Source organism: Streptomyces sp. NPDC037126 (assembly GCF_055605965.1).
In genome coordinates this window covers 93370-117060 of the sequence record NZ_JBVJTD010000012.1, presented here as the reverse complement: position 1 = coordinate 117060, position 23691 = coordinate 93370, and the positions used below count along the sequence as shown (strand labels likewise).

Sequence of the window (23691 nt, the reverse complement as noted above, 5' to 3'; positions counted from 1 at the left end):
CGACCAGATTCACACGGGCGAACACGCTGCGCATGTCGATCAGTTACGGTGCGTAGTGCGCGCCGCCTCGTCGGCCGCCCCACCTGCGCCGACCAGCCCGGAACTCATCCCCTGCAGCCGCGGCGCGAACCGCTTCATCTCGCGCTGTCCGACCGTCCCGATGAGCGCCGGCAGATACCCGCGCACCCCCTGCATGCCGCGCAGCCACCACTGCCCGTAGACATGCGACGAGCGCCGCTCGATCCCGGCGACGAGCCGGTCCACCGCCGGGCCCAGCGGGTACGTCTTGTTCGACGGCCACGGCAGCCGCTGCCGCAGCTCGCGCATCACCTCGTCCTGGTCGGCGCCGCGCACCATGTCGGTGTCGGTCCAGGACAGATACCCGACACCGACGCGCACACCCTGGTAGCCGACCTCGGCGCGCAGGCTGTGCGCGTACGCCTCCACGCCCGACTTGGAGGCGCAGTACGCCGTCATCATCGGCGCCGGGGTGATCGCGGCGAGCGAGGCGATCTGGAGCAGATAGCCGCGGCTCTCCACCAGCACCGGCAGGAACGCGCGCGCGGTCACCGCCGAGCCGATCAGGTTCACCTCGATCACCCGGCGCCAGGCCTGCGGATCGGAGTCGACGAACGGACCGCCGGTGGCCACACCGGCGTTGGCGACCACGATGTCGACCTTCCCGAACCGCGCCTTCACCTCCTGCGCCACCCGGCTCATCGCCTCGTGGTCGGTGACGTCGGCGTACCAGTACGCGCTGTCGCTGTGCAGCCGCCCGGAGACCTCCTTGAGCGCCTCCTCCTCCAGCCCGACCAGCGCCACCTTCGCGCCGCGCGCGGAGAGTTTGCGCGCCAGCAACTCGCCGACGCCGCGCGCCGCTCCGGTGACGACCGCGACCTGCCCTTCGAGGCTGACCCTGCTCATGCGCCCTCCTTGATCTGCTTGATCTGCCCGGAGTTGGAACGGTGCTCCCGCTCGGGGGCGGCCTTCGTGACGTACGTGGTGACGAGTTCCCGGATCCGGCCGGTCACCTGCCCGGGGGCCTCGACCGGTGTCATGTGGCCGACGCCGGGCAGCTCGGTGAGGCCGACGCAGTGCGGCAACGCGGCGACGAGCGCGCGTGCGTGCACCGGTGGCGTGAGCCGGTCGCACGCGCCGTGCACCACCGCGGTGGGCGTGTCCAACTCCCCCACCCCGTGGTCGAGATCGAGCGCCGCGAGCACGGCGGCCCAGGCGTGGCGCACGGCGCGCGGGCAGGCGTGCACGATCCGTGCGCACGCCTCCACCATGTGCGGAGCCGAACCCGCGCCCATGGTCGCGTACTTGAGGATGCCCTTCGCGACCGGCGTGACCGGCCCGAGCGGGGCGCGCGAGCCGAGAATGCGCCCGGTGATCCAGGTGCGCACGCGCCCGGCGCCCAACGGCACCACACGCGACTCGGCGACCAGCCGTGAACTGCCGGTGCTGCACAGCAGGACGGCGGCGGCGTGCTCACGGAACCGGGGACGCGAGGCGGCGGCCATCACCGTCATGCCGCCCATGGAGTGCCCGACGATCAGGGCCTTCTCCCCGCGCGCGAGCGTCCCGGCGAGCACCGCCTCCAGGTCGTCCGCCAGCGCGTCGGTGGTGCACGCCGGGCTCGCGGGACTGCGCCCGTGCCCCCGCTGGTCGTACGCGATCACCCGGTGGTCGGCCGCCAGGTCCCGGATCTGCGCCGCCCAGAAGGCGGTGGAACAGGTCCAGCCGTGGGAGAGGACGACGGGGGGCGCGTTCTCGGGCCCGTGCACCTCGACGTACAACCGGGCGCCGTCGGCGGAGACGACGGTGGGTTCGCGGGCGGGGACGGGCGGGGCGCAGGGACCGGAGTCGACGGGGACGGAGCGGCCGGAACCGGGGTTCGCGGAGACGGAGCGGCTCATGCGGCGGCCTCGCTCCGCGGCCCGGCGACGGGCTCCTTCGCCACCGCACCCTCGGCCGCCGCGCCCTTCGCCACCGCACCCTCGGCCGCCGCGCCCTTCGTCACCGGTTCCTTCGGCGGGGCGGGCCTGCGGACGACCTCGTACTCCGCCATGTCCACGCGTCGGGTCGCGCGCCGGAACTCGGTCGTCGTACCGGGCCAGATGGTGGTGTTGCGGCCGCTCGCGTCCAGGTACCAGCTGGTGCAGCCGCCGGTGTTCCACACGGTCCGCTTCATGCGCTCCTGGACCCGGTGGTTCCAGGCCTCGACGGCGGCGGGCCGGGCGTCGAGCGCGGTACGGCCGCCGAGCACGTCGAGCTGACGCAGGTAGTCGGCCATGTAGTTCAGCTGGGACTCGATCATGAGGATCATGGAGGAGTTCCCCAGGCCGGTGTTGGGCCCGATGATCGTCATCCAGTTCGGGAAGCCGGCGGCCGCGGCGCCGCGCAGCGCCTGCATGCCGCCCTTCCAGGTCTCGGCCAGCGTGACGCCCTCCGCGCCGACCACCCGCTCGGCGATGGGCATGTCCGTGACGTGGAAGCCTGTACCGAAGACGATCGCGTCCACCTCGGTCTCGGTGCCGTCGGCCGCGACGAGCGTGGAGCCGCGGATCTCGCCGAGCCCACTGGCGACGACGTCCACGTTGGGCCGGGCGAGCGCCGGGTAGTACGTACTGGACAGCAGGATCCGCTTGCAGCCGATGCGGTAGTCGGGGGTCAGCTTGGCGCGCAGGGCCGGGTCCTTCACGGCGCGGGCCATGTTGCGCCTGGCGAGCTGCTCGACCAGGCCGAGTTCGTCGGGGTGCTTGGTGAACGCCTGCACCTGCAGTTCCCGGATGCCCCACAGCAGCCCGCGCCGCAGCTGCGTGGTGAACGGCACCGACCGGTGCAGCAGGCGCTCGGCACCGCTGATGGCGCGGTCCATGCGGGGCATGACCCACGGCGGGGTGCGCTGGAAGAGGGTCAGCCGACCGACCTCCGGCTGGATGGCGGGCACGATCTGGATGGCGGAGGCGCCGGTGCCGACCACGGCCACCCGCTTGCCGCGCAGGTCGTAGTCGTGGTCCCAGCGGGCGGAGTGGAACACCCGGCCCGGGAAGGACTCCAGGCCCGGGATCTCCGGGATCTTCGGGTCGGACAGCGGTCCGGTGGCGGAGACGACGACGTCGGCGGTCAGCGGCCCGCGGGCGGTCTCGATCTCCCACCGCAGGTTCTCCGCGTCCCACGTCATCCGCTTCACCTCGGAGCCGAAGCGGATGTGGGGGCGCAGCCCGAAGAGGTCGGTGACGTGCTCCAGGTAGGCGCGGATGTGTTCCTGGCCGGAGAAGGTACGCGGCCACTCCGGGTTGGGCGCGAAGGAGAAGGAGTACAGGTGGGAGGGCACGTCACAGGCGCACCCCGGGTAGCTGTTGTCCCGCCAGGTGCCACCGACGCCGTCCGCCCGCTCCAGGACGACGAAGTCGGTGATCCCCTCGCGGCGCAGCCGCACGGCGGCCCCCAGCCCTCCGAAGCCGGACCCGATCACCGCCACCCGTACATGCTCGTGCTCGGCCATCCCGGAGCCTCCACGCATCACCTAGGAACTCTGCCAGTGAACACTGGCGCAATGGGACTGTAGAGCAGCTCCGTACCGAGCGGTAGGGGGTGCGGGAAGGAAAGTTACCGGCGGTACGCCATAGGCTGCGGGCGTGGCAGAGGACGCAGAACACCCGGAGGCAGGGCCCGAGACCCGGCGCGAGTACCGCATGGAGGAGCTGGCCCGGCAGGCCGGCATCACCGTGCGCACCCTGCGCTTCTACCGCGAGCGGGGGCTGCTCCCGCCACCCCGCCGCGAGGGCCGTATCGCCTGGTACGACGAGCACCACCTGGCCCGGCTGCGCACCATCGCGGCCCTGCTGGAGCGCGGCCACACGCTGAACGGCATCGCGGAACTCGCGGAGGCCCTCGACCAGGGCCGCAACGTCGCCGACCTGATCGGCGTCGGCACCCCGACCGAGGAGGAGCCGGTCCGCCTCACCCCCGAGGAACTCGCCGCCCGCTTCGAGGGCGAGGTCACCCCGGAGAACCTCGCCGCCGCCATGGACCTCGGCTACCTGGGCACCGACGGCGACGAGATCGTCCACATCAGCCGCCGCCTGCTGGACGTCTCCTCCGCGCTCGTCCGCGAGGGCATCCCGCTCGCCGAGGTCCTCACCGCCGGCGCCCGCGTCCGCGAGCACGCCGAGGCCCTGGCCGAACTCTTCACCGTCCTGATCCTGCGCCACGCCCCCGAAGAAGACCTCCACCGCCTGCGCCCCCTCGCCCGCAGCGTGGTCGAAGCAGAACTCTCCCTGGCCCTGGACCGGCGGATGAGCAAGAGATGAGCAAGACCGACTGAGCGGCGCCGCTAGCGGTCGTAGACGACGGTCACCGGGGCATGGTCCGACCAGCGCTCACCATGCGTGGCCGCGCGCTCGACCACACCCTTGACGGCCCTGGCGGCCAGGCCCGGCGTGGCGGCCTGGTAGTCGATGCGCCATCCCGAATCGTTGTCGAAGGCCCGGCCCCGGTACGACCACCAGGTGTACGGGCCCTCCATGTCCGGGTGCAGGGAGCGTACGACGTCGACGTAGCCGCCCTCCTCCGGGGCGAAGACCCGGCCGAGCCATTCACGCTCCTCCGGGAGGAAGCCGGAGTTCTTGGTGTTGCCGCGCCAGTTCTTGAGGTCGGCCTGCTGGTGGGCGATGTTCCAGTCGCCGCAGACGACCACCTCGCGCCCGTCGGCGGCGGCCCGCTCGCGCACCCCCTTGAGGTGGGCGAGGAACTCGCCCATGAAGCGGATCTTCTCGTCCTGCCGCTCGGTGCCGACCTCGCCGGAGGGCAGATAGAGGGAGGCGACGGTCACGCCGGGCAGATCGGCCTCGACGTAGCGCCCGCTGCCGTCGAACTCGGCCGATCCGAAGCCGATCCGGACCCGGTCGGGCTCACGCCGCGTGTAGAGGGAGACGCCCGCGCGGCCCTTGGCGGCGGCCGGGGCGTGCACGACGTGCCAGCCTTCGGGCTGCCGGACCTCGTCGGGCAGCTGGTGCGGCTCGGCGCGCACCTCCTGCAGGCAGACGACGTCCGCGTCGGTCCGGGCGAGCCACTCCACGAAGCCCTTCTTGGCGGCGGCTCGCAGCCCGTTCACGTTCACCGAGGTCACAGTCAGCACCAGGGCACGATACCGGCACACTGGACGGAGCCAGCACGACCCGATGTCCGCTACTGCATAGAAGTACGATACCCAGCATGAATATTCGCCGCGTCCGTTTCGACCACCCCGACGCCGTCAAGCTCAACGACGAGGTCCAGGCCGAGTACCGCCTGCGCTACGGCGACGAGGGCGACGCCACCGTCCTCGCCCCCGAGGACTTCGACCCGCCCGCCGGTGTGTACCTGATCGCCTACGACGAGCTCGACCGCCCGGTGGCCACCGGCGGCTGGCGCAGCCAGGACCGCAACGGGCACGGCAACGAGGACGGCGACGCCGAGCTCAAGCGCATGTACGTGATCGACATGATGCGCGGCCGGGGCCTGGCCCGCCGCATGCTCGCGGCCCTGGAGGAGGACGCCCGCACGGCCGGCCGCGCCCGCATGGTCCTGGAGACGGGCAGCGCCCAGCCGGAGGCCATCGCCCTGTACGAGTCCAGCGGCTACGAACCGTGCGTGAAGTTCGGCTACTACCGCCACCACGAGGAGAGCCGCTGCTTCGCGAAGCGGCTGTAGATGTGCTGAAGCCCCAGTCGGTTTTCACCGACTGGGGCTTCATGCTGCGTGGACCTGAGGGGATTTGAACCCCTGGCCCCCTCGATGCGAACGAGGTGCGCTACCGGACTGCGCCACAGGCCCTTGCAACGAGTGAAACTTTAGCATCCCGATCGGGGTGCTTGGAAATCCGTTCCCGGACTGGTCAGGGGGCGGCTTCGCGGGGTGTGGCGGCCGTCACTCGTTGGCCGCGCGGGGGCGGCCGCCTTCCTCGTACTGGTCGAAGAGCGGGGTGCGCACGCGCTCGCGGGCCCGGCGGGCGGAGGCCGCACGGCGGGCGTCGCTGCGGCCGTCGGCGGGCTTGTCGCCGGCCGCGGCCGCCTGCTCGTCCGCCTCGGCCTCCGGCGCGTGGCTCGCCTCGTGCTCGGGTGCGACCGAGCTGGAGCGTGCCGAGCTCCAGATGTCGGGGCCGCCCAGATCGACGTCGGAGGTGGCGCGCGGGGCGACCGGCGCGGTCACGTACGTCGGCAGCGGGACCGGTACCGGGTCCCAGCTGTCCCCGTGCCCGGGCCGCCGCTGCCGCTCGCGCTGCTGCTGGTCGACCCACTCGGCGTGGTCGGTCTGCTCGACGAGGGCGCGCCGGTCGGCGGCCAGCGCGGAGAGGCCGGGATCGGTGTCGGCTCCTGGGCCCTCTTCCGGTTCGTCGGCGCCGAGGTCGGTGTCGAGCTGCGCGCGGCGGCGCGGCTGGCGCTCGCGCAGCCGCTGGGCCGCGGCCTCGGCGCGCCGGCGGTCCATCTGGTAGGCGAAGCGGCGGCGTTCCTGGGTGCGCAGATGGGCGATGTACGCGCTGAGCAGCACGGCGGGCACGCCGGGCGCCCACAGGAAGGCGAGTCCGCCGACGGCCGCGACGACGGCGCCGAGGGTGAAGGCGAAGAAGAGCATCACGGTGGTGCGCCGACGGCGCGCGAGCACCTTCGAGCGCCGGGCACGTGCCGCCGCCTGCGCCGAGTTGCGCGCTGCCGCGGGATCGCGCTGCTGCGCGGGCACGAAGGCGGACCTGGGGGCCGGCGGGGCGGGGCGCTCGTGCGCCGGCTCGTGCGCCGGTTCCGTGGTGCGGGGTGTCTCGGGCCCGGTCTCGGCGTGGACCTGACGGCGGGTCGGAGGCAGGGCGAAGGCCCGGACGTCCACCGAGTCGGTGGCTGCGTCCGGCTCGCCGGTGTCCGGCTCCCCCTCCTGGGCGGAGCGTGCCCGCAGGTCCCTGGCGTATCGGCGCTCCATCCCCGCCCGTCCGGACAGCAGCCGGATGGCGGTGCTGAAGCGTTCCGTCGGACGGGCCTCGTTCAGCTCGTCCTGCCTACGGAGCCACATCGGCACCAAGTAGGCGGCCCAGGCCCCGACAATGACTGCGTAGATGAGGCCGCTGCTGCTCACGCCTCACACGGTAGAGGGGTTTGCTCGAAGCCATCGGCCAATTGGGCCGGTGTGTCGCACGATCTGGCTGATATTTCCAGCTTTTTTTGCGACCGATGCGATCAGCGGCGGGCCTCCTGGCGTGAATTCAATGCCATGAGCCGGTCGTCAGGCGATCATTTTCGAACATATATTCAATTTCCGCGGCTAGGCGGGATTCCCCGGAGTGTTCTCGCGCTCCGTGTGCCGCGGCTCGTGCCGGTGCTGCTGGGAGCGTGCCCGTTGCCAGCGCCCGAGCAAACCGTCCGGCACCTCCTCCGCGGTGAGCGCGAAGACGAGATGGTCGCGCCAGGCCCCGTCGATGTGCAGATAGCGGGGCCTGAGCCCCTCCTCGCGGAATCCGAGTTTCTCCACGACCCGGCGGCTGGGCCGGTTCTCGGGGCGAATGCAGACCTCGATACGGTGCAGTCCGACGGCGTGGAAACAGTGGTCGACCACGAGCGCCACGGCCGTGGGCATCACGCCGCGCCCGGCCACCGACTCGTCCACCCAGTAGCCGATGTGGCCCGAGCACATCGACCCCCAGGTGATCCCGGCGACCGTCAACTGCCCGACGAGGCGCCCCTGGTACTCGATGACGAACGGCAGCATCCGGCCCGCGTTCGCCTCGGCGCGCAAGTGCCGGACCATCTGGCGGTAGGTCGGCCGGTGCGCTATGGGACCGCTCGGCGTGGGCGGCGGGATGGTCGCCTCCCAGGGGCGCAGCCAGTCCCGGTTGCGCCGGTTCACCTCGCGCCAGACCCGTTGGTCGCGCAGCTTTATCGGCCGGAGGACGACATCTCCGTCCGCGAGCACGACCGGCCAGGATGGGCTGTTCAGCTCGCACCCCCACTACTGGGTCTGGGGTGGTCGCCGCCGCGGATCTGGTCGACGGCGTGGGCCAGCAGAGGCTCCAGGACGGCGAGGCCGTCCCGCACCCCGCCGGTGGACCCCGGCAGATTGACGATCAGGGTCCGCCCCGCCACTCCGGCAAGGCCCCGGGACAGGGCGGCGGTCGGCACCTTCTCCCGGCCGAACGCCCGGATGGCCTCCGCGATGCCCGGGACCTCGTAGTCGATCACCGCGCGGGTCGCCTCGGGGGTGCGGTCGGTGGGCGAGACACCGGTGCCGCCGGTGGTGACGATGGCGTCGTACCCGGCGTCGGCACCCGCGCGCAGGGCCGCCTCCACGGGGTCCCCGTCGGGGACCACCCGGGGGCCGTCGACGTCGAAGCCGAAGCGCTTGAGGCCGTCGGCGATCAGCGGGCCGCCCCGGTCCTCGTAGACGCCCGCCGCCGCCCTGTTGGAGGCGGTGACCACCAGAGCGCGGTAGGTCATGCCCGGCTCCAGTCGCCCGACTTGCCGCCCGTCTTCTCCTCCACGCGTACGTCCGTGATGACCGCTCCCTTGTCGACCGCCTTGACCATGTCGATCACGGTGAGCGCGGCGACCGTCACCGCGGTGAGGGCCTCCATCTCGACGCCCGTGCGGTCCGTCGTCCTCACGGTGGCCCGGATCTCCACGGCGTCGTCCGCGACCGACAGATCCAGTGTCACACCGGACACCGACAACGGGTGGCACAGCGGGATGAGGTCGGGGGTGCGCTTGGCGCCCATGATGCCCGCGATCCGGGCGGTGGCGAGCGCGTCGCCCTTGGGCATCCCCTCGCCGCGCAGCAGTTCCACCACGCGGGGGGAGACGAGGACGCGGCCGGACGCGCGGGCGGTGCGCGCGGTCACCTCCTTGCCGGACACGTCGACCATGCGGGCGGCGCCCGCGTCGTCGATGTGCGTCAGTCGGTCCTGCGCGACGGGGCCGGGGGTCTCCCCCCGGAAAGGCTCAGTCATGCTGTGTGGCGCTCCCGGTCCGGGCCCGTCGCGGTGCGGTGCACGGGCCTGTTGTGCGCGACACGGTACCGCCCCGCCCGCGCGCGTGGCCGACCAGGATCGTCCTGCGGACGGGCAGGCGCGCGTGCTCAGCCGAGCAGTACGACCTCCACGTCGGTGCCGGGCTCGACGGACTCCACGTCCTCGGGGACGACGATCAGCGCGTCTGCGTGCGCCAGTGCCGCGACCAGGTGGGAGCCGGCGCCGCCGACCGGGACCACCTCGCCCCCGGCGTGGCTGCCGCGCAGGAACTGGCGGCGTCCCTTGGGCGAGCGCAGCGCCCGGTCCGCCTTCAGCGTGGCCCGGGTGCGGGGCCGGTGGACGTCACCGAGGCCCATCAGGGCACGGATCGCCGGCCGGACGAACAGCTCGAAGGAGACGTACGACGACACGGGGTTGCCGGGCAGGGCCAGCAGGGGCGTGTGGTCGGGGCCGATGGAGCCGAAGCCCTGGGGCTTGCCCGGCTGCATGGCCAGCTTGCGGAACTCGATGCCGCCGCCGGCCTCGTCCTCGTCGCCGACGTGCGACAAGGCCTCCTTGACCACGTCGTACGCCCCGACGCTCACCCCTCCGGTGGTCACCAGCAGGTCGGCGCGGATCAGCTGGTCCTCGACGGTGGACCGCAGCGTCTCGACGTCGTCGGCGACGGCGCCCACCCGGTAGGCGATGGCGCCCGCGTCCCGCGCGGCGGCGGTGAGGGCGAAGCTGTTGGAGTCGAAGATCTGCCCGTCGCGCAGTTCCTCGCCGGGCTGGACGAGTTCGCTGCCGGTGGACAGCACGACCACGCGCGGGCGCGGGCGCACCCGGACCGTGCCGCGGCCGATGGCGGCGAGCAGCGCGATCTGCGGCGGGCCGAGGATGGTCCCGGCCTCCAGCGCGAGGTCGCCGGCCTTCACGTCGCCGCCCTTGGCGCGCACGTGCGCGCGTGCCTCCGCGGGGCGGTGGATGCGCACCTGGCCCGAGGCACCCTCGGGGGCCGAGCCGCGCGCCCGCATGCCGCTGACCGGGCCCTCGCCGAGTCCGCCGTCGGTCCACTCGACGGGCACGACGGCCTCGGCGCCGGGCGGCAGGGGGGCACCGGTCATGATGCGGGCGGCCTGGCCGGGCCCGACCCGGACCGGGTCGGCCGCGCCCGCCGCGACGTCCCCGACGACCTCCAGGACGGCCGGGAACTCCTCGCTCGCGCCGGACACGTCCGCGACCCGTACCGCGTACCCGTCCATGGAACTGTTGTCGAAGGGCGGCAGGGAGACCGGCACCGTGACGTCGTCGACCAGGACACAGCCCTGGGCGTCGAGCAGTTGCAGCTCGATGGGTTCGAGGGGGCGGACCGTGGAGAGGATGTCCTCCAGGTGCTCGTCCACCGACCACAGGTCGTCCGGGCCGGCGGGGCGGGTCGCGGCGCTGCTCAAGATTGCTGCATCTCCTCGGCTACGTAACTGCGAAGCCAGGTCCGGAAGTCCGGTCCCAGGTCTTCACGTTCGCATGCGAGTCTGACAATGGCACGCAGATAGTCGCCACGGTCTCCGGTGTCATAGCGGCGGCCGTGGAAGACGACGCCGTGCACGGGGCCGCCGACCTTCTCGTCCTCGGCGAGCTGCTGCAGCGCGTCGGTGAGCTGGATCTCGTTGCCGCGGCCCGGCTCGGTCTTGCGGAGTATCTCGAAGATGTGCGGGTCGAGGACGTAGCGGCCGATGATCGCGTAGTTGGACGGGGCGTCCGCCGGCTCCGGCTTCTCGACCAGCCCGGTCACCCGCACCACGTCGTCCTCGGAGGTGGCCTCCACGGCCGCGCAGCCGTACATGTGGATCTGCTCGGGCGCGACCTCCATGAGGGCGACCACGCTGCCGCCGTGCTGCTCCTGGATGTCGATCATGCGCTGGAGGAGCGGGTCGCGCGGGTCGATCAGGTCGTCGCCGAGGAGCACGGCGAAGGGCTCGTGGCCGACGTGCGGGGCGGCGCACAGCACGGCGTGGCCGAGGCCCCTGGGGTCGCCCTGGCGGACGTAGTGCATGGTCGCCAGGTCACTTGACTCCTGCACCTTCGCGAGCCGTTTCTCGTCGCCCTTCTTCTCGAGGGCCGACTCCAGCTCGTAGTTGCGGTCGAAGTGGTCCTCGAGGGGGCGCTTGTTGCGGCCGGTGATCATGAGGACGTCGTCGAGTCCCGCCGCCACGGCCTCCTCGACCACGTACTGGATCGCCGGCTTGTCGACGACCGGCAGCATCTCCTTGGGAGTGGCTTTGGTGGCCGGCAGGAACCGGGTGCCAAGACCTGCCGCGGGAATGACAGCCTTGCTGATCCTGGGGTGGGACTGAGTCATGCCCGCAACCTTATCCGGTGCCTTTGTGGGAAAACTGTGGCTCCGGTTGGTTGACCCTTTATGACTGCATTAGGAAAGGGCGCGAGAACGACCAGTGGAACACGACGGACGCACGGACGACAGTGACAAGCGAATGTTTCGGCGGGAGTTCCTGGCGGTGAGGAACAGGTTGACGCCGGATGACGTACGCGAGACGGGCCGCGCGCTGGCGGCGCGCGCCCTGGAGCTGCCCGAACTGACGGACGCGCGCACGGTCGCCGCGTACGTCTCCGTCGGGAGCGAGCCCGGCACGCTCACCCTGCTCGACGCGCTGCGCGCGCGGGGCGTGCGGGTACTGCTCCCGGCGCTGCTGCCCGACAACGATCTGGACTGGGGCGCGTACACCGGCGCCGACTCCCTGGCCCTGATCCAACATGGCGGAAAAATGCCCCTGTTCGAGCCCTCGGGCGAGCGCCTGGGCGCCGGTGCCGTGACGGACGCGGACGTCGTGCTGCTGCCCGGGCTCGCGGTCGACGAGCGCGGGATGCGCCTGGGGCGCGGCGGGGGGTCGTACGACCGTGTGCTGGCGCGTCTGGACCGCGCGGGCGTCCGGCCCCGGCTCGTGGTGCTCCTGTACGACTCGGAGGTCGTCGCGCGCGTGCCGGCGCGGGAGCACGACCGGCCGGTGCACGCGGTGGTGACCCCCTCCGGGGTGCGCCGCTTCACGAGCGACTGAGGGCCCTCGTGCGAAACGGCCCTCCACGCGCGCGTGGAGGGCCGTTTCCGGTGTGCCGGATGCTCACGGTTTGAGGACGAGGGTGTCGCTCGTGCTCTTGTCGACCGCCTTGTCGGAGAACGCCCAGGGCAGCAGCTCGCCCTTGGCCCACATGCCCGTCTGGTCCGTGTAGTGCGCGCTGAAGGCGTGCCCGGAGGCGCCGGTCAGGTTGATCCACTTGGACTTGTCGAGGTCGGCGAGGTTGACGACCATCCGCATGGACGGCACCCAGACGACGTTGTAGCCGCCGGCGGCGTTCCAGCCGGTCGCGTTCACCGTGGCCTCGCCGCCGCTGAGCTTCCAGGGGCCGCGGTTGAGGATGTACTGCAGGACCTCGGGGCCGTCGGTGCCGAGCGTCTGGTTCTTCAGGAACAGGCGGTGCAGCCGGCCCCAGCTCCAGGTGTCGATGTCCTTGCCGAGCTTGGCGGTCAGCTCCCAGCGGGCGTCGATCATGGCGCGCTCGAAGAGCTGGTCCATGTTGTTCGCCGCGGGGCGGGTGCCCGACCTGGGCGTCTTCCACCAGTCGCTGTTCGGCTTGTCCATCAGGGTGCGCACGACCTCGAACCAGCGGTCACCGCCGTCGGGCTGGGCCTGGTCGGTGTCGCGCTCACCGCACTCGCGCACCTTGGAGTCGTCGTCCAGCGGGCCGGTGCTGTCGATCTTGTCGACCCACAGGCACTGCCCCTGGACGCGCAGCTCCTTGGGGAGCTTGTTGCCGAAGGCGAGCTTGAGGATGTTGCGCCAGACGGAGTTGAAGTAGGCGGCCGCCGCGGAGTCGGCGTCCTGGGTGTAGTCCCAGCCCTCCAGCAGCTTCTGCGCGTCGCGGACGTCCTTGTCCGGGAGGTTGATCTTCAGCAGCCTCGGCACCAGGAGCTTGGCGATCTCGCTGCTGCTGTCCAGTTGCATCTGGCGCATGTCGTCGGTGGAGATCTTGCCGCCGTCCTTGATCTTGGACTCGATCAGGTCGGTGATGCGCTGGCTGCGGGTGCCGTAGCCCCAGTCGGTGGTGAGCGTGTAGGGGTACTTGTCCTTGTCGACCACGGCCTGGTTGGCGGTGACGATGTAGCCGCGCTTGGGGTCGTACTCGTAGGGCAGCTCGTCCTGCTTGATGAAGCCGGTCCAGCGGTACTTCGAGTCCCATCCCGGCGCGGGGATGGAGCCGTCGTCCACGGAGGTGCGCGTGGGGATCTTGCCGGGCAGCGTGTAGCCGATGTGGCCGTCGGTGCTCGCGAAGACCAGGTTCTGCGAGGGCACGTCGAACTTCGCGGCCGCGGCGCGGAAGCCGGTCCAGTCGGCCGCCTTGTCGAGGGCGAAGACGGCATCCATGGAGGTGCCCGGGTCGAGCGCGGTCCACCTCAGGGCGATGCCGTAGCCGTCGCCGCGGTCGGGTGCGGCGGTGTTGACCGTGGCCCGCTTGCCGACCTGGACGAGTTCGTCGTCACGGTCGGACAGCAGCGGCATCCCGTCCTGGGTCTGGCGGACGACGATCGACTTGGAGGCGCCGCCGGCGACCTTGATGGTCTCCTCGCGGGTGCGGAAGGGGCGGACCTTGCCGTCGTAGAGGTAGCCGTTGCCGGTGACCTTCTCCAGGTACAGGTCGGTGACGTCGACCCCGGAGTTGGTCATGCCCCAGGCGATGTCCGCGTTGTGGCCGATGATCACACCGGGCATGCCGGCGAACGTGTAGCCGGTGACGTCGTACTGGCACTTGGCGGACACGGTCCGGCAGTGCAGGCCCATCTGGTACCAGACGGACGGCAGGGACGCCGACAGGTGCGGGTCGTTGGCGAGCAGCGGCTTGCCGGTGATGGTGTACCGGCCGCCGACGACCCAGGAGTTGGAGCCGATGCCCTGGCCGTTCACGCCGACGGCCGTGGGGACGTTGTCCAGGACGTTGTAGAGGCCCGCCAGCTGGCTCGTGAGGCCCGGTCCGCCGGCGGCCGAGGTGGAGGAGCCGGTCGTGGCCGTCGTGCCCCGAGAGGTCTCCGTGCCGCCGGGCGTGCCCGTCGCGCCGCTCTGCTGGAAGGTCCTGGTCAGCTCGTTGTACTGGCCCTGCTGCACGATCGGCTTGTTGCGGCTGTAGGGGTACTCCGGGTACAGGTCCTGGATCTGCTGCGGGCCGAGGCGGCTCGTCATCAGGGCGCGGTCGATCTCGTCCTGCATGTTGCCGCGCAGGTCCCAGGCCATCGCCTTCAGCCAGGAGACGGAGTCGACCGGGGTCCACTGCGACGGCTTGTAGTCGTTGGTGAGGCCCAGGGCCGCGTACTCCAGGGAGATGTCCTTGCCGTCCTTGCCCTGGAGGTAGGCGTTGACCCCCTTGGAGTACGCCTGGAGGTACGACTTCGTGGCGGCCGACAGCTTGGTGTCGTACTCCTGCTTGGCGACCCGGTCCCAGCCGAGCGTGCGCAGGAACTCGTCGTTCTTGACCTGGCTCTTGCCGAACATCTCCGACAGGCGCCCGGAGGTCATGTGGCGGCGCACGTCCATCTCGTAGAACCGGTCCTGCGCCTGGACGTAGCCCTGCGCCATGAACAGGTCCTCGTCGGAGGACGCGTAGATCTGCGGGATGCCGTTGCCGTCCCGCTTGACGTCCACCGGCCCGGACAGGCCCTGGAGGGTGATCGTTCCCTTGGTCTGCGGGAAGGAGGCGCGCACGGTGCTGATCGACCAGTACGCGCCGTAGGCGATGCCCCCGATGATGGCGAGGACCAGCACCAGCACGATCAGTCGGGCTTTGCGCCCCTTCTTCCTGCCGGACGTGACGGACGTGGCACCCGAGGTGGCGGTGTCACCCGTTGTGGCGGTGGTGTTGGGGGGCATCGCTGTCCTTGCTGTCCTAACGCGAGCGGCAGGTCGGGCTGTGACTTTGAATGAGCGCTGGAGCAACCATAGGCGCAGGGCCCTCGCCGCCTTGACGCGGAGTCGGGAACCGGCACGCAAGAGCGTTCGATCTTGCCTCGAAAAGCGTCAAGAAAGCGTCAAGACTTAGGTAAGGTAACGAAGTAACCGAAGATCTCAGGGGAGGAAACGCCGCTGACCGTCCACCACCTCAACCAGCTCCTGCTCGTCTGCTCCCTCGTCCTGCTCGTCGCCGTCGCGGCCGTGCGGGTCTCCTCCCGCAGCGGGCTCCCCAGCCTGCTCGTCTACCTGGGGATCGGCGTCCTGATGGGCCAGGACGGCATCGGCCACATCCAGTTCAACAGCGCCGAAGTGACCCAGGTCATGGGATACGCGGCGCTGGTCGTGATCCTCGCCGAGGGCGGCCTGGGCACGAAGTGGAAGGAGGTGAAGCCGGTCCTGTCGTCCGCCTGCGTCCTGGCGACGGCGGGCGTCGCCGTCAGCGTGGGTGTGACCGCGGCGGGTGCGCACTACCTGGTCGGGCTGGAGTGGCGGCAGGCGCTGATCATCGGCGCGGTGGTGTCGTCCACGGACGCGGCGGCGGTCTTCTCCGTGCTGCGCAGAATTCCCCTCCCCGCGCGCGTGACGGGCACGCTGGAGGCGGAGTCGGGGTTCAACGACGCCCCGGTGGTCATCCTGGTCGTCGCCTTCTCCACGGCGGGCCCGGTCGAGCACTGGTACGTCCTGCTGGGCGAGATAGTCCTGGAGCTGGCCATCGGCGCGGCCATGGGGATCGCGGTGGGCTGGGTCGGCTCCTGGGGACTCAGGCACGTGGCACTGCCCGCGTCCGGCCTCTACCCGATCGCCGTGCTGGCGATCGCCGTCACGGCGTACGCGGCCGGCGCCCTGGCGCACGGCAGCGGCTTCCTGGCCGTCTATCTGGCCTCGATGATGCTCGGCAACGCGAGGCTCCCCCACTGGCCGGCCACCCGCGGGTTCGCCGAGGGGCTCGGCTGGATCGCCCAGATCGGCATGTTCGTCGTGCTCGGCCTGCTGGTCAGCCCGCACGAGCTGGGCGACGACGTCTGGCCCGCCCTCGTCATCGGCATGGCGCTGACCATGGTGGCCCGCCCGCTGAGCGTGGTCCTCAGCCTGGCGCCCTTCCGCGTGCCCTGGCAGGAGCAGACCCTCATGTCATGGGCGGGGCTGCGCGGCGCCGTACCCATCATCCTGGCGACGATCCCGATGGTGAACGGTGTCTCCGACAGCCACCGCATCTTCAACATCGTCTTCGTGCTGGTCGTCGTCTACACGCTCGTGCAGGGCCCGACGCTGCCCTGGCTGGCCCGCAGGCTGCAGCTGGGCGAGGAGGGCGAGGCCTCCGACCTCGGCATCGAGTCGGCACCACTGGAGCGGCTGCGCGGGCACCTGCTGTCCGTGTCGGTCTCCGGCGACTCGCGCATGCACGGCGTGGAGGTCCACGAGCTGCGGCTGCCGCCGGGGGCCGCCGTGACCCTCGTCGTACGCGACGAAAAATCGTTCGTTCCCGGGCCCACCACGGTGCTGCGGCACGGCGACGAGCTGCTCGTCGTCGCCACCGACCCGGTCCGCGACGCGGCGGAACGACGGCTGCGCGCGGTCGCCCACGGCGGCAAGCTGGCCGACTGGCTCGGCACGGACGGGGCCGGCACGGGCGGCTCGCGTTGAGCGGACGTTTCGTACGGCTCACGCCCCGGGAAATCACAGGTGGCCGCCTCGGTGGTGCTCGTTTTCACAGCCGTGCCGGGCGGTGATCCCTGTACGATGAAGGGGCACCCTGATCGAACCAACTCTGCCTGACGCAGAGCTGGCGCGACCGTATGGCGGCCGTACGCCCCCCACACTCCTCGTGGGCGCCGGTATCTACCGCAGTCCGCGCAAGAGGACAGCTCTCGGCGCCCGGGCCCTCACGGGGCACGCGCTACCAGGCGGCAGAAAGGCACGGGCCGTGGGATCCACGGTCACCACCGACGAGCCGGCGAAGACCTCGACGGCCTCCTCCCGCCCCGGATACGGGCACCTGCTGCGCACCCGCGGCGCCTGGACCTTCCTGCTCCCCGGCTTCGCGGCACGCCAGCCGTTCGCGATGCTCACCATCTCCATCGTGCTGCTGGTGCAGCACACCACCGGCTCCTACGGCGCCGCAGGTGCCGCCGCCGCCGCGACCGGTGTGTCCATGGCACTGTTCGCGCCCTACAGCGGCCGCCTGGCCGACCGCTACGGCCAGCGCGCCGTACTGATCCCCGGCGTCCTGGTGCACACCCTGTCGGGCCTGTCCCTGACGGCGCTCGCACTGGCCCACGCACCCCTGTGGGCGCTCTTCCTCGCGGCCGTGCCCACCGGCGCCTCGGTGCCGCAGGTCGGCCCCATGGTGCGGGCGCGCTGGGGCGTGAAGCTCCAGGGCTCGCCCCTGATGTCCACCGCGGCCGCCTTCGAGTCGGTCACGGACGAGCTGACCTTCGTCTTCGGCCCCCTGCTGGCGACCGCGCTGTGCACCGCGGTCGCACCGGCGGCGGGCCTGGTCACCGAGGGTGCGCTGACCCTCGTCGGCGGCCTGCTGTTCGCCGCGCAGAAGAGCACGCAGCCGCCGGTGACCGACGAGGACGGGCACGCGCGCGCGAAGCAGGTCTCGGCGCTGCGCGTCCCGGGTGTGCGCGTGCTGGTCGTGACCTTCCTGGGCATCGGCTCCGTCTTCGGCGGCATGCAGGTGTCCCTCGCGGCCTTCACCGAGTCCATCGGGCAGCCCGGCCTGAACGGCGTCCTGTACGGCGTCTTCGCCGCCGGCAACATGCTCTCCGGCATCGTCTGCGGCGCCATCGCCTGGAAGGCCGCGCCCCGGCACCGTCTGGTCATCGGCTACACGGCGCTCGCGATCACCGCGTCCGCCCTGTGGACGGCGCACTCGGTGCTGCTGCTCGCGGGACTCGGCCTGCTGGTCGGCATGTGCATCGCGCCGGCGCTGATCACCGGCTACACGCTGGTCGAGGGCCTGGTCCCGGCCGGTGCCCGGACCGAGGCCTTCACCTGGCTGACCGGCGCGGTCGCGCTCGGCCAGGCGGCCGCCGTCACCGTCGCCGGACAGCTCGAGGACCGGCTGTGGGGCGGCGCCGGATTCCTGGTCCCCGCGGCCGGCACCGTGCTCGCGCTGGTGACCCTGCTGTCGCTGCGCTCCCGGCTGGTCGCGCGGCCGCGGAACCTGACCGTCGCACGTGGCGTCGGTCACCGCGTGCCGGTGACGGTGGACTGATCCCCGGGAATACGTCACTATGGATCGTCGTTAGCACTCACTGAGTAAGAGTGCCAGGAGGAAGACAGTGCCGACTTATCAGTACCAGTGCACCGAGTGCGGCGAGGGCCTCGAGGCGGTGCAGAAGTTCACCGACGACGCCCTGACCGTGTGCCCCAACTGCAGTGGCCGCCTGAAGAAGGTGTTCTCCGCGGTCGGCATCGTCTTCAAGGGCTCCGGCTTCTACCGCAACGACTCCCGCGGCTCCACGTCGAGCAGCAGCCCGGCGTCGAAGTCGTCCGGCTCGTCGTCGTCCGACTCGAAGTCGAGCTCGACGTCCACGTCCTCGTCGACGTCTGCGTCCTCGTCGTCCTCGTCGTCCTCGTCGAGCTCCACCAGCAGCTCCGCCGCCTGAGACCTCTCGCTCCGGGCCCTGCCGTCGTACGACGGCGGGGCCCTCGGCGTTCCCCGGCACCGGCTCCCCCGTGCCTTCGAGGCCAGCTAGTGTGCTGGTCATGGCGAACGCAGAGATCGGCGTAATCGGCGGTTCGGGCTTCTACTCGTTCCTCGACGACGTGACCGAGGTCCCGGTGGACACCCCCTACGGGCCGCCCAGCGACTCCCTCTTCCTCGGCGAGATCGCCGGCCGACGGGTCGCCTTCCTGCCCCGGCACGGCCGCGGCCACCATCTGCCCCCGCACCGCATCAACTACCGCGCCAACCTGTGGGCGCTGCGCTCCGTCGGCGTCCGCCAGGTCCTCGGCCCCTGCGCGGTGGGCGGTCTGCGCCCCGAGTACGGCCCCGGCACCCTGCTCGTACCCGACCAGTTCGTGGACCGTACGAAGTCCAGGGCGCAGAGCTACTTCGACGGGCTGCCGCTGCCCGGCGGCGCCGTGCCGAACGTCGTGCACGTCTCCATGGCCGACCCCTACTGCCCCGCCGGACGCTCCGCGGCGCTGAAGGCCGCCCGCGGACGGGACTGGGAGCCGGTGGACGGCGGCACGCTGGTCGTGGTCGAGGGACCGCGTTTCTCCACGCGTGCCGAATCGTTGTGGCACCAGGCGCAGGGCTGGTCGGTCGTGGGCATGACCGGCCACCCGGAGGCGGCGCTCGCCCGGGAGCTGGAGCTCTGCTACACGTCGCTGACCCTGGTCACCGACCTCGACGCGGGCGCCGAGACCGGCGAGGGCGTCTCCCACGAGGAGGTGCTGCGGGTGTTCGCCGCCAACGTGGACCGGCTGCGCGGGGTGCTGTTCGACGCGGTGGCCGCGCTGCCGGAGGCCGGGGCGCGTGACTGCCTGTGCGCCGGCGCGCTCGGCGGGATGGACCCGGGCTTCGAACTGCCGTAGCGCAGCCGGTCCGCCTGGGCGGGCGGCGAAGGCGGAGTTCCCCGTTCGGGTGGGTGGGTTTTCCACAGGCGTGCGGCGGTCCACGGGCTCCGGCGGACTTCGGCGGGAGGCCTCATCGTGGGTTCGCAAGCCGAATCCCTCGTCGCAGGCGGTGATCCCCGTGCCTTCGTCCCCGCTCCCGTCCCACCCCGCTTCCCCGTCGCCCTTGTCTGCTCCCTCTCCCTCCGTTTCCGTCTTTCCCACGCCGGCCCGATCCCCGTTGCCGCCGCCCCTCCGGCTCCCACGTCCCCTGGGGACGGACGCCCCCGCGACCTGCGAGGTGCCACCGTTCCCTCCCGTGCGGGTGCGCGGCGGCCGGTACGGACTGCAACGGCTGGTACGGCGCCGCGGGCGGGCGGTCGCGGCCGGTCTCGCGGTGACCGCGGCCGTGCTCGTGGCCGCCGGCCCGCGCACCACGGCGGAACCGCACGACACCCAGCGCGCCCGCGGGCACCCGGCCGCGGAACCGGTACGACGGCACCGAGCGGCGGATCTGGTGACCGCGCCGGTGCGGATCGCCGACGCCGCCACGGTCCGGCTGCTGCGGCCCGGCGACCGGGTCGACGTCATCGCCGCCGAGGAACCGTCGGCCGGAGGCGGCGCCAGGGTGCTCGCGCGCGGTGTGCGGGTGACAAGGGTGCCGGAGCCGCTGGGCGGCGCGGCCGAGAGCGGCGCGCTGGTCGTCCTGTCGGTGCCGCGCACCACGGCGGCACGCCTGGTCGGCGCGAGTGCCACGGCGCGACTGGCGGTGACGATGTGGTGAACCGGCCGCGTCGATCGCCAGGAGGCTTGCCGTCGAGTCCAGCATTCGAGCGACGGGATTGGACACAACGGCGGCATCGTGACGTAGGTTGCGGAGGGTTTTCTTCCACAACCTGTGCATGCGAGGAGAGTCCCCTAGGTGAGCGCGAAGCAGGAACCGGGCATCTGGCAGGGCTTCAAGGCCTTCCTGATGCGCGGCAACGTCGTCGATCTGGCAGTCGCGGTGGTCATCGGCGCGGCCTTCTCGAACATCGTCAACTCAGTGGTGAAGGGGATCATCAACCCACTGGTCGGCACGATCGGGACGCAGAACCTGGACAACTACAACTCGTGCCTCAGCTCGTCCTGCCACGGGACGCAGGGGATCCGGCTGATGTGGGGCTCCGTCCTGGGCGCCGCGCTGACCTTCCTGATCACCGCGTCGGTGGTGTACTTCCTGATGGTCCTGCCGATGGCGAAGTTCCTCGCCCGGCAGGCGGCGCGCAAGGCGGCGCGGGAGGGCGCCCAGGAGGTCATGGAGGTGACCGAGCTGGAGGTGCTCAAGGAGATCCGCGACGCGCTGGTCGCACAGCGCGGCGCCGGGCACGACCAGCGCTAGCGGCGCTCGCACGGACAGCGCTGAGCTGCCGGAGGACGCCGAGCTGGCGGAAGGCTCGAAAGCGGCGGACGACTCGAAGGTGGTGGCCCGCTCAGAGGTGGTGGGGCGGCTTCTCGTCGAGGAAGCGCTTCAGTTCCGCGGCGCTGTCGCGGTCCGGCCGCTCGCCCCATCCGCGGTCGGTGTCGTCCGAGGACTGCTGGTCCAGTGGATCGTCGAAGACCAGCGCGGGCGTCGGAGTGCGCGGCTCGGGTTCGGGGGCGGTGCTCATGCGTCCAGGGTACGGCCCCGGCCCGGGCGGCCCTGCGGCGGAGCGAGGGCCCCGGGCCCGGACGGCCGTCCGTCGGGGCGGCAGGGATTTCAGGACGGTTTTCTGCTGTCCTGGGAAGCATGATGTCGAGTTCCGCTCCAGCGCCGGCCCCGTCGGGCACGCACCGCCCTTCCAGCCCCCTGCAACGGCTCACCGCCCGCGGGCGCCACGAGGCGCACCGGGTCTCCTCGCCACTGGAGCTCCTGTTCGACCTGTGCTTCGTCGTGGCGATCGCGCAGGCGGGTGTGCAGCTGGTGCACGCCGTCGCGCAGGGGCACGCGGGCGACGGCGTCCTCGACTACGCGATGCTGTTCTTCGCCATCTGGTGGGCCTGGATGAACTTCACCTGGTTCGCCTCGGCGTACGACAACGACGACGTGCTCTACCGGATCGTCACCCTGGTGCAGATCGCCGGCGTCCTGGTGCTCGCCGCCGGCATCTCCCAGGCCTTCCAGCGCCACGACTACCTGGTGGTCTGGATCGGCTACGTGATCATGCGGCTGGCGATGGCCACGCAGTGGCTCAGGGCAGCGAGGTCGGCCCAGGGCGGCGAGCGCTCGATGGCCCTCCGGTACGCCTGCGGCGTGCTGCTGTGCCAGGTCGGCTGGGTGGGGCTGGTGGTGCTGCCCGGGCCCGCCCGGCCCTGGGTGTTCCTCGTGATGGCGATCGCGGAGATGTGCGTACCGCTGTACGCCGAGAGGGCCGCCACGACCTCCTGGCACCCGCACCACATCGCCGAGCGCTACGGCCTGTTCACGATCATCGTGCTCGGCGAGACGATCTCCGCGGCCACGGTGGCCGTGAAGTCCGCCGTGGACGAGCACGACGCACTGGGCGAGCTGTTGCCGATCGCGGCGGGCGGGCTCCTCATCGTCTTCTCCGCGTGGTGGATCTACTTCGTGGTGCCCATCCACGGGCACCTGCGCTCCAACCGGCAGTCCTTCCTGTGGGGTTACGGCCACTACCTGATCTTCTCCTCGGCCGCGGCGATCGGCGCGGGCCTGGAGGTGGCCGTGGAGCAGACGGTCGGCAAGTCACCCCTGTCCACCGCGGCCGCTTCGGCGGCCGTGACCCTGCCGACGGCGCTGTACCTGCTCACTGTCTGGGCGCTGCACTCGCGGCACTTCAAGGTCGGCATCGCCCAGCAACTGGTGCTGCCGGTCGCCGCCGCGCTGGTGCTCTGCTGCACCTTCCTGGGCGACTGGGCGGTGCTCGCGACGGGGCTGGTCACCTCGGCGGCGGTGGCGACGGGGGTGACGCTGACGGCGCGGATGGCAGCACGCGAGGCCCGGACGGGCGCCGCCACGTCGGCCGGTTGAGACCCCGGAAGGCGTCCGCGGCTGGGCCAGACTGGCCCGCATGACAGTTGACGCACTGACCGACGTCGCCGGACTCCGGGTGGGGCACGCCACCCGCACCGGGGACGGCTGGCTCACCGGCACCACCGTCGTCCTCGCTCCGTTGGGCGGCGCCGTCGCCGCCGTCGACGTGCGCGGCGGCGGGCCCGGCACCAAGGAGACCGACGCCCTCGACCCGCGCAACGTGGTGCAGAGGGTCGACGCCGTCGTCCTCACGGGCGGCAGCGCCTACGGCCTCGACTCGGCGTCCGGGGTGATGGCCTGGCTGGAGGAGCAGCAGCGGGGCGTGCCGGTGGGGACGGATCCCGGGCATGTCGTGCCGGTGGTGCCCGCCGCCTGCGTCTTCGACCTGGGGCGCGGCGGGAACTTCCGGGCCCGGCCGGACGCGGCGACGGGGCGCGCGGCGGTGGAGGCCGCGGCGGTGAGTACGCCGGACGCCGGGGTGGCCCAGGGCTGTGTGGGGGCCGGGACGGGAGCCGTGGCGGGGCGGCTCAAGGGCGGGGTGGGCACCGCGAGCACGGTGCTCGACTCGGGCGTCACGGTGGCCGCGCTGGCGGTCGCCAACGCCGCCGGCTCGGTGATGGATCCGGAAACGGGGGTGCTGTACGGGGAGTTGTTCCAGGGGCGGATGGCCTTTCCGGAGCAGAGCGTGCACGAGGCCGCTTGCCGGCGTCTGGAGGAGGCCGCCGCCCGGAACGCGCCGCCGCCGCTCAACACGACCCTCGCGGTGGTCGCGACGGACGCGGACCTGACCAAGGCCCAGGCGCAGAAGCTCGCGGGCACGGCGCACGACGGCATCGCACGCGCCGTGCGGCCGGTGCATCTCCTGCACGACGGGGACACGGTGTTCGCGCTGGCGACCGGTGCACGCCCGCTGGACGCGCACCCGCTGGCGCTCAACGAGATCCTCGCCGCGGGCGCCGATCTGGTGACCTGCGCGATCGTACGGGCCGTGCGCGCGGCGGAGTCGGTGGACGGGCCGGGTGGGTCGTGGCCGTCGTACCGGGAGTTGTACGGGCAGCCGTAGCGGTCCGGGACGGGCAGTCGTGGCGGGGTGGGCGGAGCAGTCGTAGCGGTGTGGGCGGGGC

Annotated in this window: 23 protein-coding genes and 1 tRNA gene; 11 read left to right on the top strand and 13 right to left on the bottom strand. The window is 71.8% G+C overall.

Features of this window, described 5'->3' with window-relative positions; genetic code table 11:
- Positions 1-39: 39 nt before the first annotated feature.
- Genes ACZ7FF_RS25380 through ACZ7FF_RS25370 form a run of 3 tightly spaced genes read right to left on the bottom strand, consistent with a single transcriptional unit; the run spans position 40 to position 3511 of the window.
- The gene (locus tag ACZ7FF_RS25380; protein ID WP_470814563.1) at positions 40-924 is read right to left on the bottom strand and encodes an SDR family oxidoreductase; all 885 of its coding nucleotides are present in this window, start codon (positions 922-924) and stop codon (positions 40-42) included.
- The gene (locus tag ACZ7FF_RS25375; RefSeq protein WP_470814562.1) at positions 921-1919 is read right to left on the bottom strand and encodes an alpha/beta fold hydrolase; all 999 of its coding nucleotides are present in this window, start codon (positions 1917-1919) and stop codon (positions 921-923) included. Before ACZ7FF_RS25375 ends, ACZ7FF_RS25380 begins: the two co-directional genes overlap by 4 nt.
- Positions 1916-3511 (bottom strand): flavin-containing monooxygenase, encoded by a 1596-nt coding sequence (locus tag ACZ7FF_RS25370; protein ID WP_470814561.1) that lies wholly within the window; start codon positions 3509-3511, stop codon positions 1916-1918. The genes ACZ7FF_RS25375 and ACZ7FF_RS25370 overlap by 4 nt, the downstream gene beginning before the upstream one ends.
- Positions 3512-3701: 190 nt before the next feature.
- On the opposite strand from ACZ7FF_RS25370, the gene ACZ7FF_RS25365 reads away from it, so the two are divergent.
- Entirely contained in the window at positions 3702-4319 is a 618-nt protein-coding gene (locus ACZ7FF_RS25365; RefSeq protein WP_470814723.1) for a MerR family transcriptional regulator, read from the top strand.
- Between the two features lie 23 nt (positions 4320-4342).
- On the opposite strand, the gene ACZ7FF_RS25360 is transcribed toward ACZ7FF_RS25365, so the two are convergent.
- Complete coding sequence (locus ACZ7FF_RS25360; RefSeq protein WP_470814560.1) at positions 4343-5146, bottom strand: exodeoxyribonuclease III; 804 nt, start codon at positions 5144-5146, stop codon at positions 4343-4345.
- Positions 5147-5223: 77 nt separating this feature from the next.
- Between ACZ7FF_RS25360 and ACZ7FF_RS25355 the strand changes: the two genes are divergently transcribed.
- Complete coding sequence (locus ACZ7FF_RS25355) at positions 5224-5700, top strand: GNAT family N-acetyltransferase (protein WP_470814559.1); 477 nt, start codon at positions 5224-5226, stop codon at positions 5698-5700.
- 49 nt (positions 5701-5749) lie between these two features.
- On the opposite strand, the gene ACZ7FF_RS25350 is transcribed toward ACZ7FF_RS25355, so the two are convergent.
- The 7 genes from ACZ7FF_RS25350 to galU all read right to left on the bottom strand — a co-directional run bounded on the left by ACZ7FF_RS25350 (position 5750) and on the right by galU (position 11333).
- Positions 5750-5823: transfer RNA gene (locus tag ACZ7FF_RS25350), tRNA-Ala, on the bottom strand.
- Positions 5824-5916: 93 nt separating this feature from the next.
- Positions 5917-7110: a divisome protein SepX/GlpR gene (gene sepX / locus ACZ7FF_RS25345; protein ID WP_470814558.1), complete on the bottom strand. Its 1194-nt coding sequence runs from the start codon at positions 7108-7110 to the stop codon at positions 5917-5919.
- Positions 7111-7296: 186 nt separating this feature from the next.
- Complete coding sequence (locus tag ACZ7FF_RS25340) at positions 7297-7944, bottom strand: GNAT family N-acetyltransferase (protein ID WP_470814557.1); 648 nt, start codon at positions 7942-7944, stop codon at positions 7297-7299.
- Positions 7945-7964: 20 nt separating this feature from the next.
- On the bottom strand, positions 7965-8465 hold the full coding sequence (locus ACZ7FF_RS25335) for a MogA/MoaB family molybdenum cofactor biosynthesis protein (protein ID WP_470814556.1): 501 nt from the start codon (positions 8463-8465) through the stop codon (positions 7965-7967).
- Complete coding sequence (moaC, locus tag ACZ7FF_RS25330; protein WP_470814555.1) at positions 8462-8974, bottom strand: cyclic pyranopterin monophosphate synthase MoaC; 513 nt, start codon at positions 8972-8974, stop codon at positions 8462-8464. Before moaC ends, ACZ7FF_RS25335 begins: the two co-directional genes overlap by 4 nt.
- Positions 8975-9102: 128 nt before the next feature.
- Positions 9103-10425, bottom strand: coding sequence for a molybdotransferase-like divisome protein Glp (gene glp, locus ACZ7FF_RS25325; protein ID WP_470814554.1), 1323 nt, complete (start codon positions 10423-10425; stop codon positions 9103-9105).
- Positions 10422-11333 carry a UTP--glucose-1-phosphate uridylyltransferase GalU gene (gene galU / locus ACZ7FF_RS25320; protein WP_470814553.1) on the bottom strand — a complete coding sequence of 304 codons (912 nt, stop codon included), beginning with the start codon at positions 11331-11333 and terminating at the stop codon, positions 10422-10424. The genes glp and galU overlap by 4 nt, the downstream gene beginning before the upstream one ends.
- Before the next feature lie 133 nt (positions 11334-11466).
- Here galU and ACZ7FF_RS25315 point away from each other — a divergent pair, with 133 nt between their 5' ends.
- The gene (locus ACZ7FF_RS25315; RefSeq protein WP_470814552.1) at positions 11467-12048 is read left to right on the top strand and encodes a 5-formyltetrahydrofolate cyclo-ligase; all 582 of its coding nucleotides are present in this window, start codon (positions 11467-11469) and stop codon (positions 12046-12048) included.
- Positions 12049-12111: 63 nt separating this feature from the next.
- Here ACZ7FF_RS25315 and ACZ7FF_RS25310 read toward each other — a convergent pair whose 3' ends face one another.
- Entirely contained in the window at positions 12112-14907 is a 2796-nt protein-coding gene (locus ACZ7FF_RS25310; protein WP_470814551.1) for a penicillin acylase family protein, read from the bottom strand.
- A gap of 192 nt (positions 14908-15099) precedes the next feature.
- Between ACZ7FF_RS25310 and ACZ7FF_RS25305 the strand changes: the two genes are divergently transcribed.
- The 6 genes from ACZ7FF_RS25305 to mscL all read left to right on the top strand — a co-directional run bounded on the left by ACZ7FF_RS25305 (position 15100) and on the right by mscL (position 20938).
- Positions 15100-16632 (top strand): potassium/proton antiporter, encoded by a 1533-nt coding sequence (locus ACZ7FF_RS25305; RefSeq protein WP_470814721.1) that lies wholly within the window; start codon positions 15100-15102, stop codon positions 16630-16632.
- A 280-nt stretch (positions 16633-16912) separates the two neighbouring features.
- Entirely contained in the window at positions 16913-18211 is a 1299-nt protein-coding gene (locus tag ACZ7FF_RS25300; RefSeq protein WP_470814550.1) for an MFS transporter, read from the top strand.
- 67 nt (positions 18212-18278) lie between these two features.
- Positions 18279-18605: an FmdB family zinc ribbon protein gene (locus ACZ7FF_RS25295; RefSeq protein ID WP_470814549.1), complete on the top strand. Its 327-nt coding sequence runs from the start codon at positions 18279-18281 to the stop codon at positions 18603-18605.
- Positions 18606-18705: 100 nt separating this feature from the next.
- Positions 18706-19539: an S-methyl-5'-thioadenosine phosphorylase gene (locus tag ACZ7FF_RS25290; protein WP_470814548.1), complete on the top strand. Its 834-nt coding sequence runs from the start codon at positions 18706-18708 to the stop codon at positions 19537-19539.
- Between the two features lie 205 nt (positions 19540-19744).
- The gene (locus ACZ7FF_RS25285) at positions 19745-20341 is read left to right on the top strand and encodes a hypothetical protein (RefSeq protein ID WP_470814547.1); all 597 of its coding nucleotides are present in this window, start codon (positions 19745-19747) and stop codon (positions 20339-20341) included.
- A gap of 138 nt (positions 20342-20479) precedes the next feature.
- A complete protein-coding gene (gene mscL, locus ACZ7FF_RS25280; RefSeq protein ID WP_470814546.1) occupies positions 20480-20938 on the top strand; it encodes a large conductance mechanosensitive channel protein MscL in 459 nt (152 codons plus the stop codon).
- Between the two features lie 91 nt (positions 20939-21029).
- Here mscL and ACZ7FF_RS25275 read toward each other — a convergent pair whose 3' ends face one another.
- Entirely contained in the window at positions 21030-21206 is a 177-nt protein-coding gene (locus tag ACZ7FF_RS25275; RefSeq protein ID WP_470814545.1) for a hypothetical protein, read from the bottom strand.
- Between the two features lie 119 nt (positions 21207-21325).
- Between ACZ7FF_RS25275 and ACZ7FF_RS25270 the strand changes: the two genes are divergently transcribed.
- On the top strand, positions 21326-22564 hold the full coding sequence (locus ACZ7FF_RS25270; protein WP_470814544.1) for a low temperature requirement protein A: 1239 nt from the start codon (positions 21326-21328) through the stop codon (positions 22562-22564).
- Positions 22565-22604: 40 nt separating this feature from the next.
- Positions 22605-23630, top strand: coding sequence for a P1 family peptidase (locus ACZ7FF_RS25265; RefSeq protein WP_470814543.1), 1026 nt, complete (start codon positions 22605-22607; stop codon positions 23628-23630).
- Positions 23631-23691 lie beyond the last annotated feature (61 nt).

Coding starts and splice junctions, on each gene's coding strand:
- ACZ7FF_RS25380 (WP_470814563.1), bottom strand. CDS start 924: ATGAGCAGGGTCAGCCTCGAAGGGCAGGTCGCGGTCGTCACCGGAGCG.
- ACZ7FF_RS25375 (WP_470814562.1), bottom strand. CDS start 1,919: ATGAGCCGCTCCGTCTCCGCGAACCCCGGTTCCGGCCGCTCCGTCCCC.
- ACZ7FF_RS25370 (WP_470814561.1), bottom strand. CDS start 3,511: ATGGCCGAGCACGAGCATGTACGGGTGGCGGTGATCGGGTCCGGCTTC.
- ACZ7FF_RS25365 (WP_470814723.1), top strand. CDS start 3,702: ATGGAGGAGCTGGCCCGGCAGGCCGGCATCACCGTGCGCACCCTGCGC.
- ACZ7FF_RS25355 (WP_470814559.1), top strand. CDS start 5,224: ATGAATATTCGCCGCGTCCGTTTCGACCACCCCGACGCCGTCAAGCTC.
- ACZ7FF_RS25335 (WP_470814556.1), bottom strand. CDS start 8,465: ATGACCTACCGCGCTCTGGTGGTCACCGCCTCCAACAGGGCGGCGGCG.
- moaC (WP_470814555.1), bottom strand. CDS start 8,974: ATGACTGAGCCTTTCCGGGGGGAGACCCCCGGCCCCGTCGCGCAGGAC.
- galU (WP_470814553.1), bottom strand. CDS start 11,333: ATGACTCAGTCCCACCCCAGGATCAGCAAGGCTGTCATTCCCGCGGCA.
- ACZ7FF_RS25315 (WP_470814552.1), top strand. CDS start 11,467: ATGTTTCGGCGGGAGTTCCTGGCGGTGAGGAACAGGTTGACGCCGGAT.
- ACZ7FF_RS25310 (WP_470814551.1), bottom strand. CDS start 14,907: ATGCCCCCCAACACCACCGCCACAACGGGTGACACCGCCACCTCGGGT.
- ACZ7FF_RS25290 (WP_470814548.1), top strand. CDS start 18,706: ATGGCGAACGCAGAGATCGGCGTAATCGGCGGTTCGGGCTTCTACTCG.
- ACZ7FF_RS25275 (WP_470814545.1), bottom strand. CDS start 21,206: ATGAGCACCGCCCCCGAACCCGAGCCGCGCACTCCGACGCCCGCGCTG.
- ACZ7FF_RS25270 (WP_470814544.1), top strand. CDS start 21,326: ATGATGTCGAGTTCCGCTCCAGCGCCGGCCCCGTCGGGCACGCACCGC.
- ACZ7FF_RS25265 (WP_470814543.1), top strand. CDS start 22,605: ATGACAGTTGACGCACTGACCGACGTCGCCGGACTCCGGGTGGGGCAC.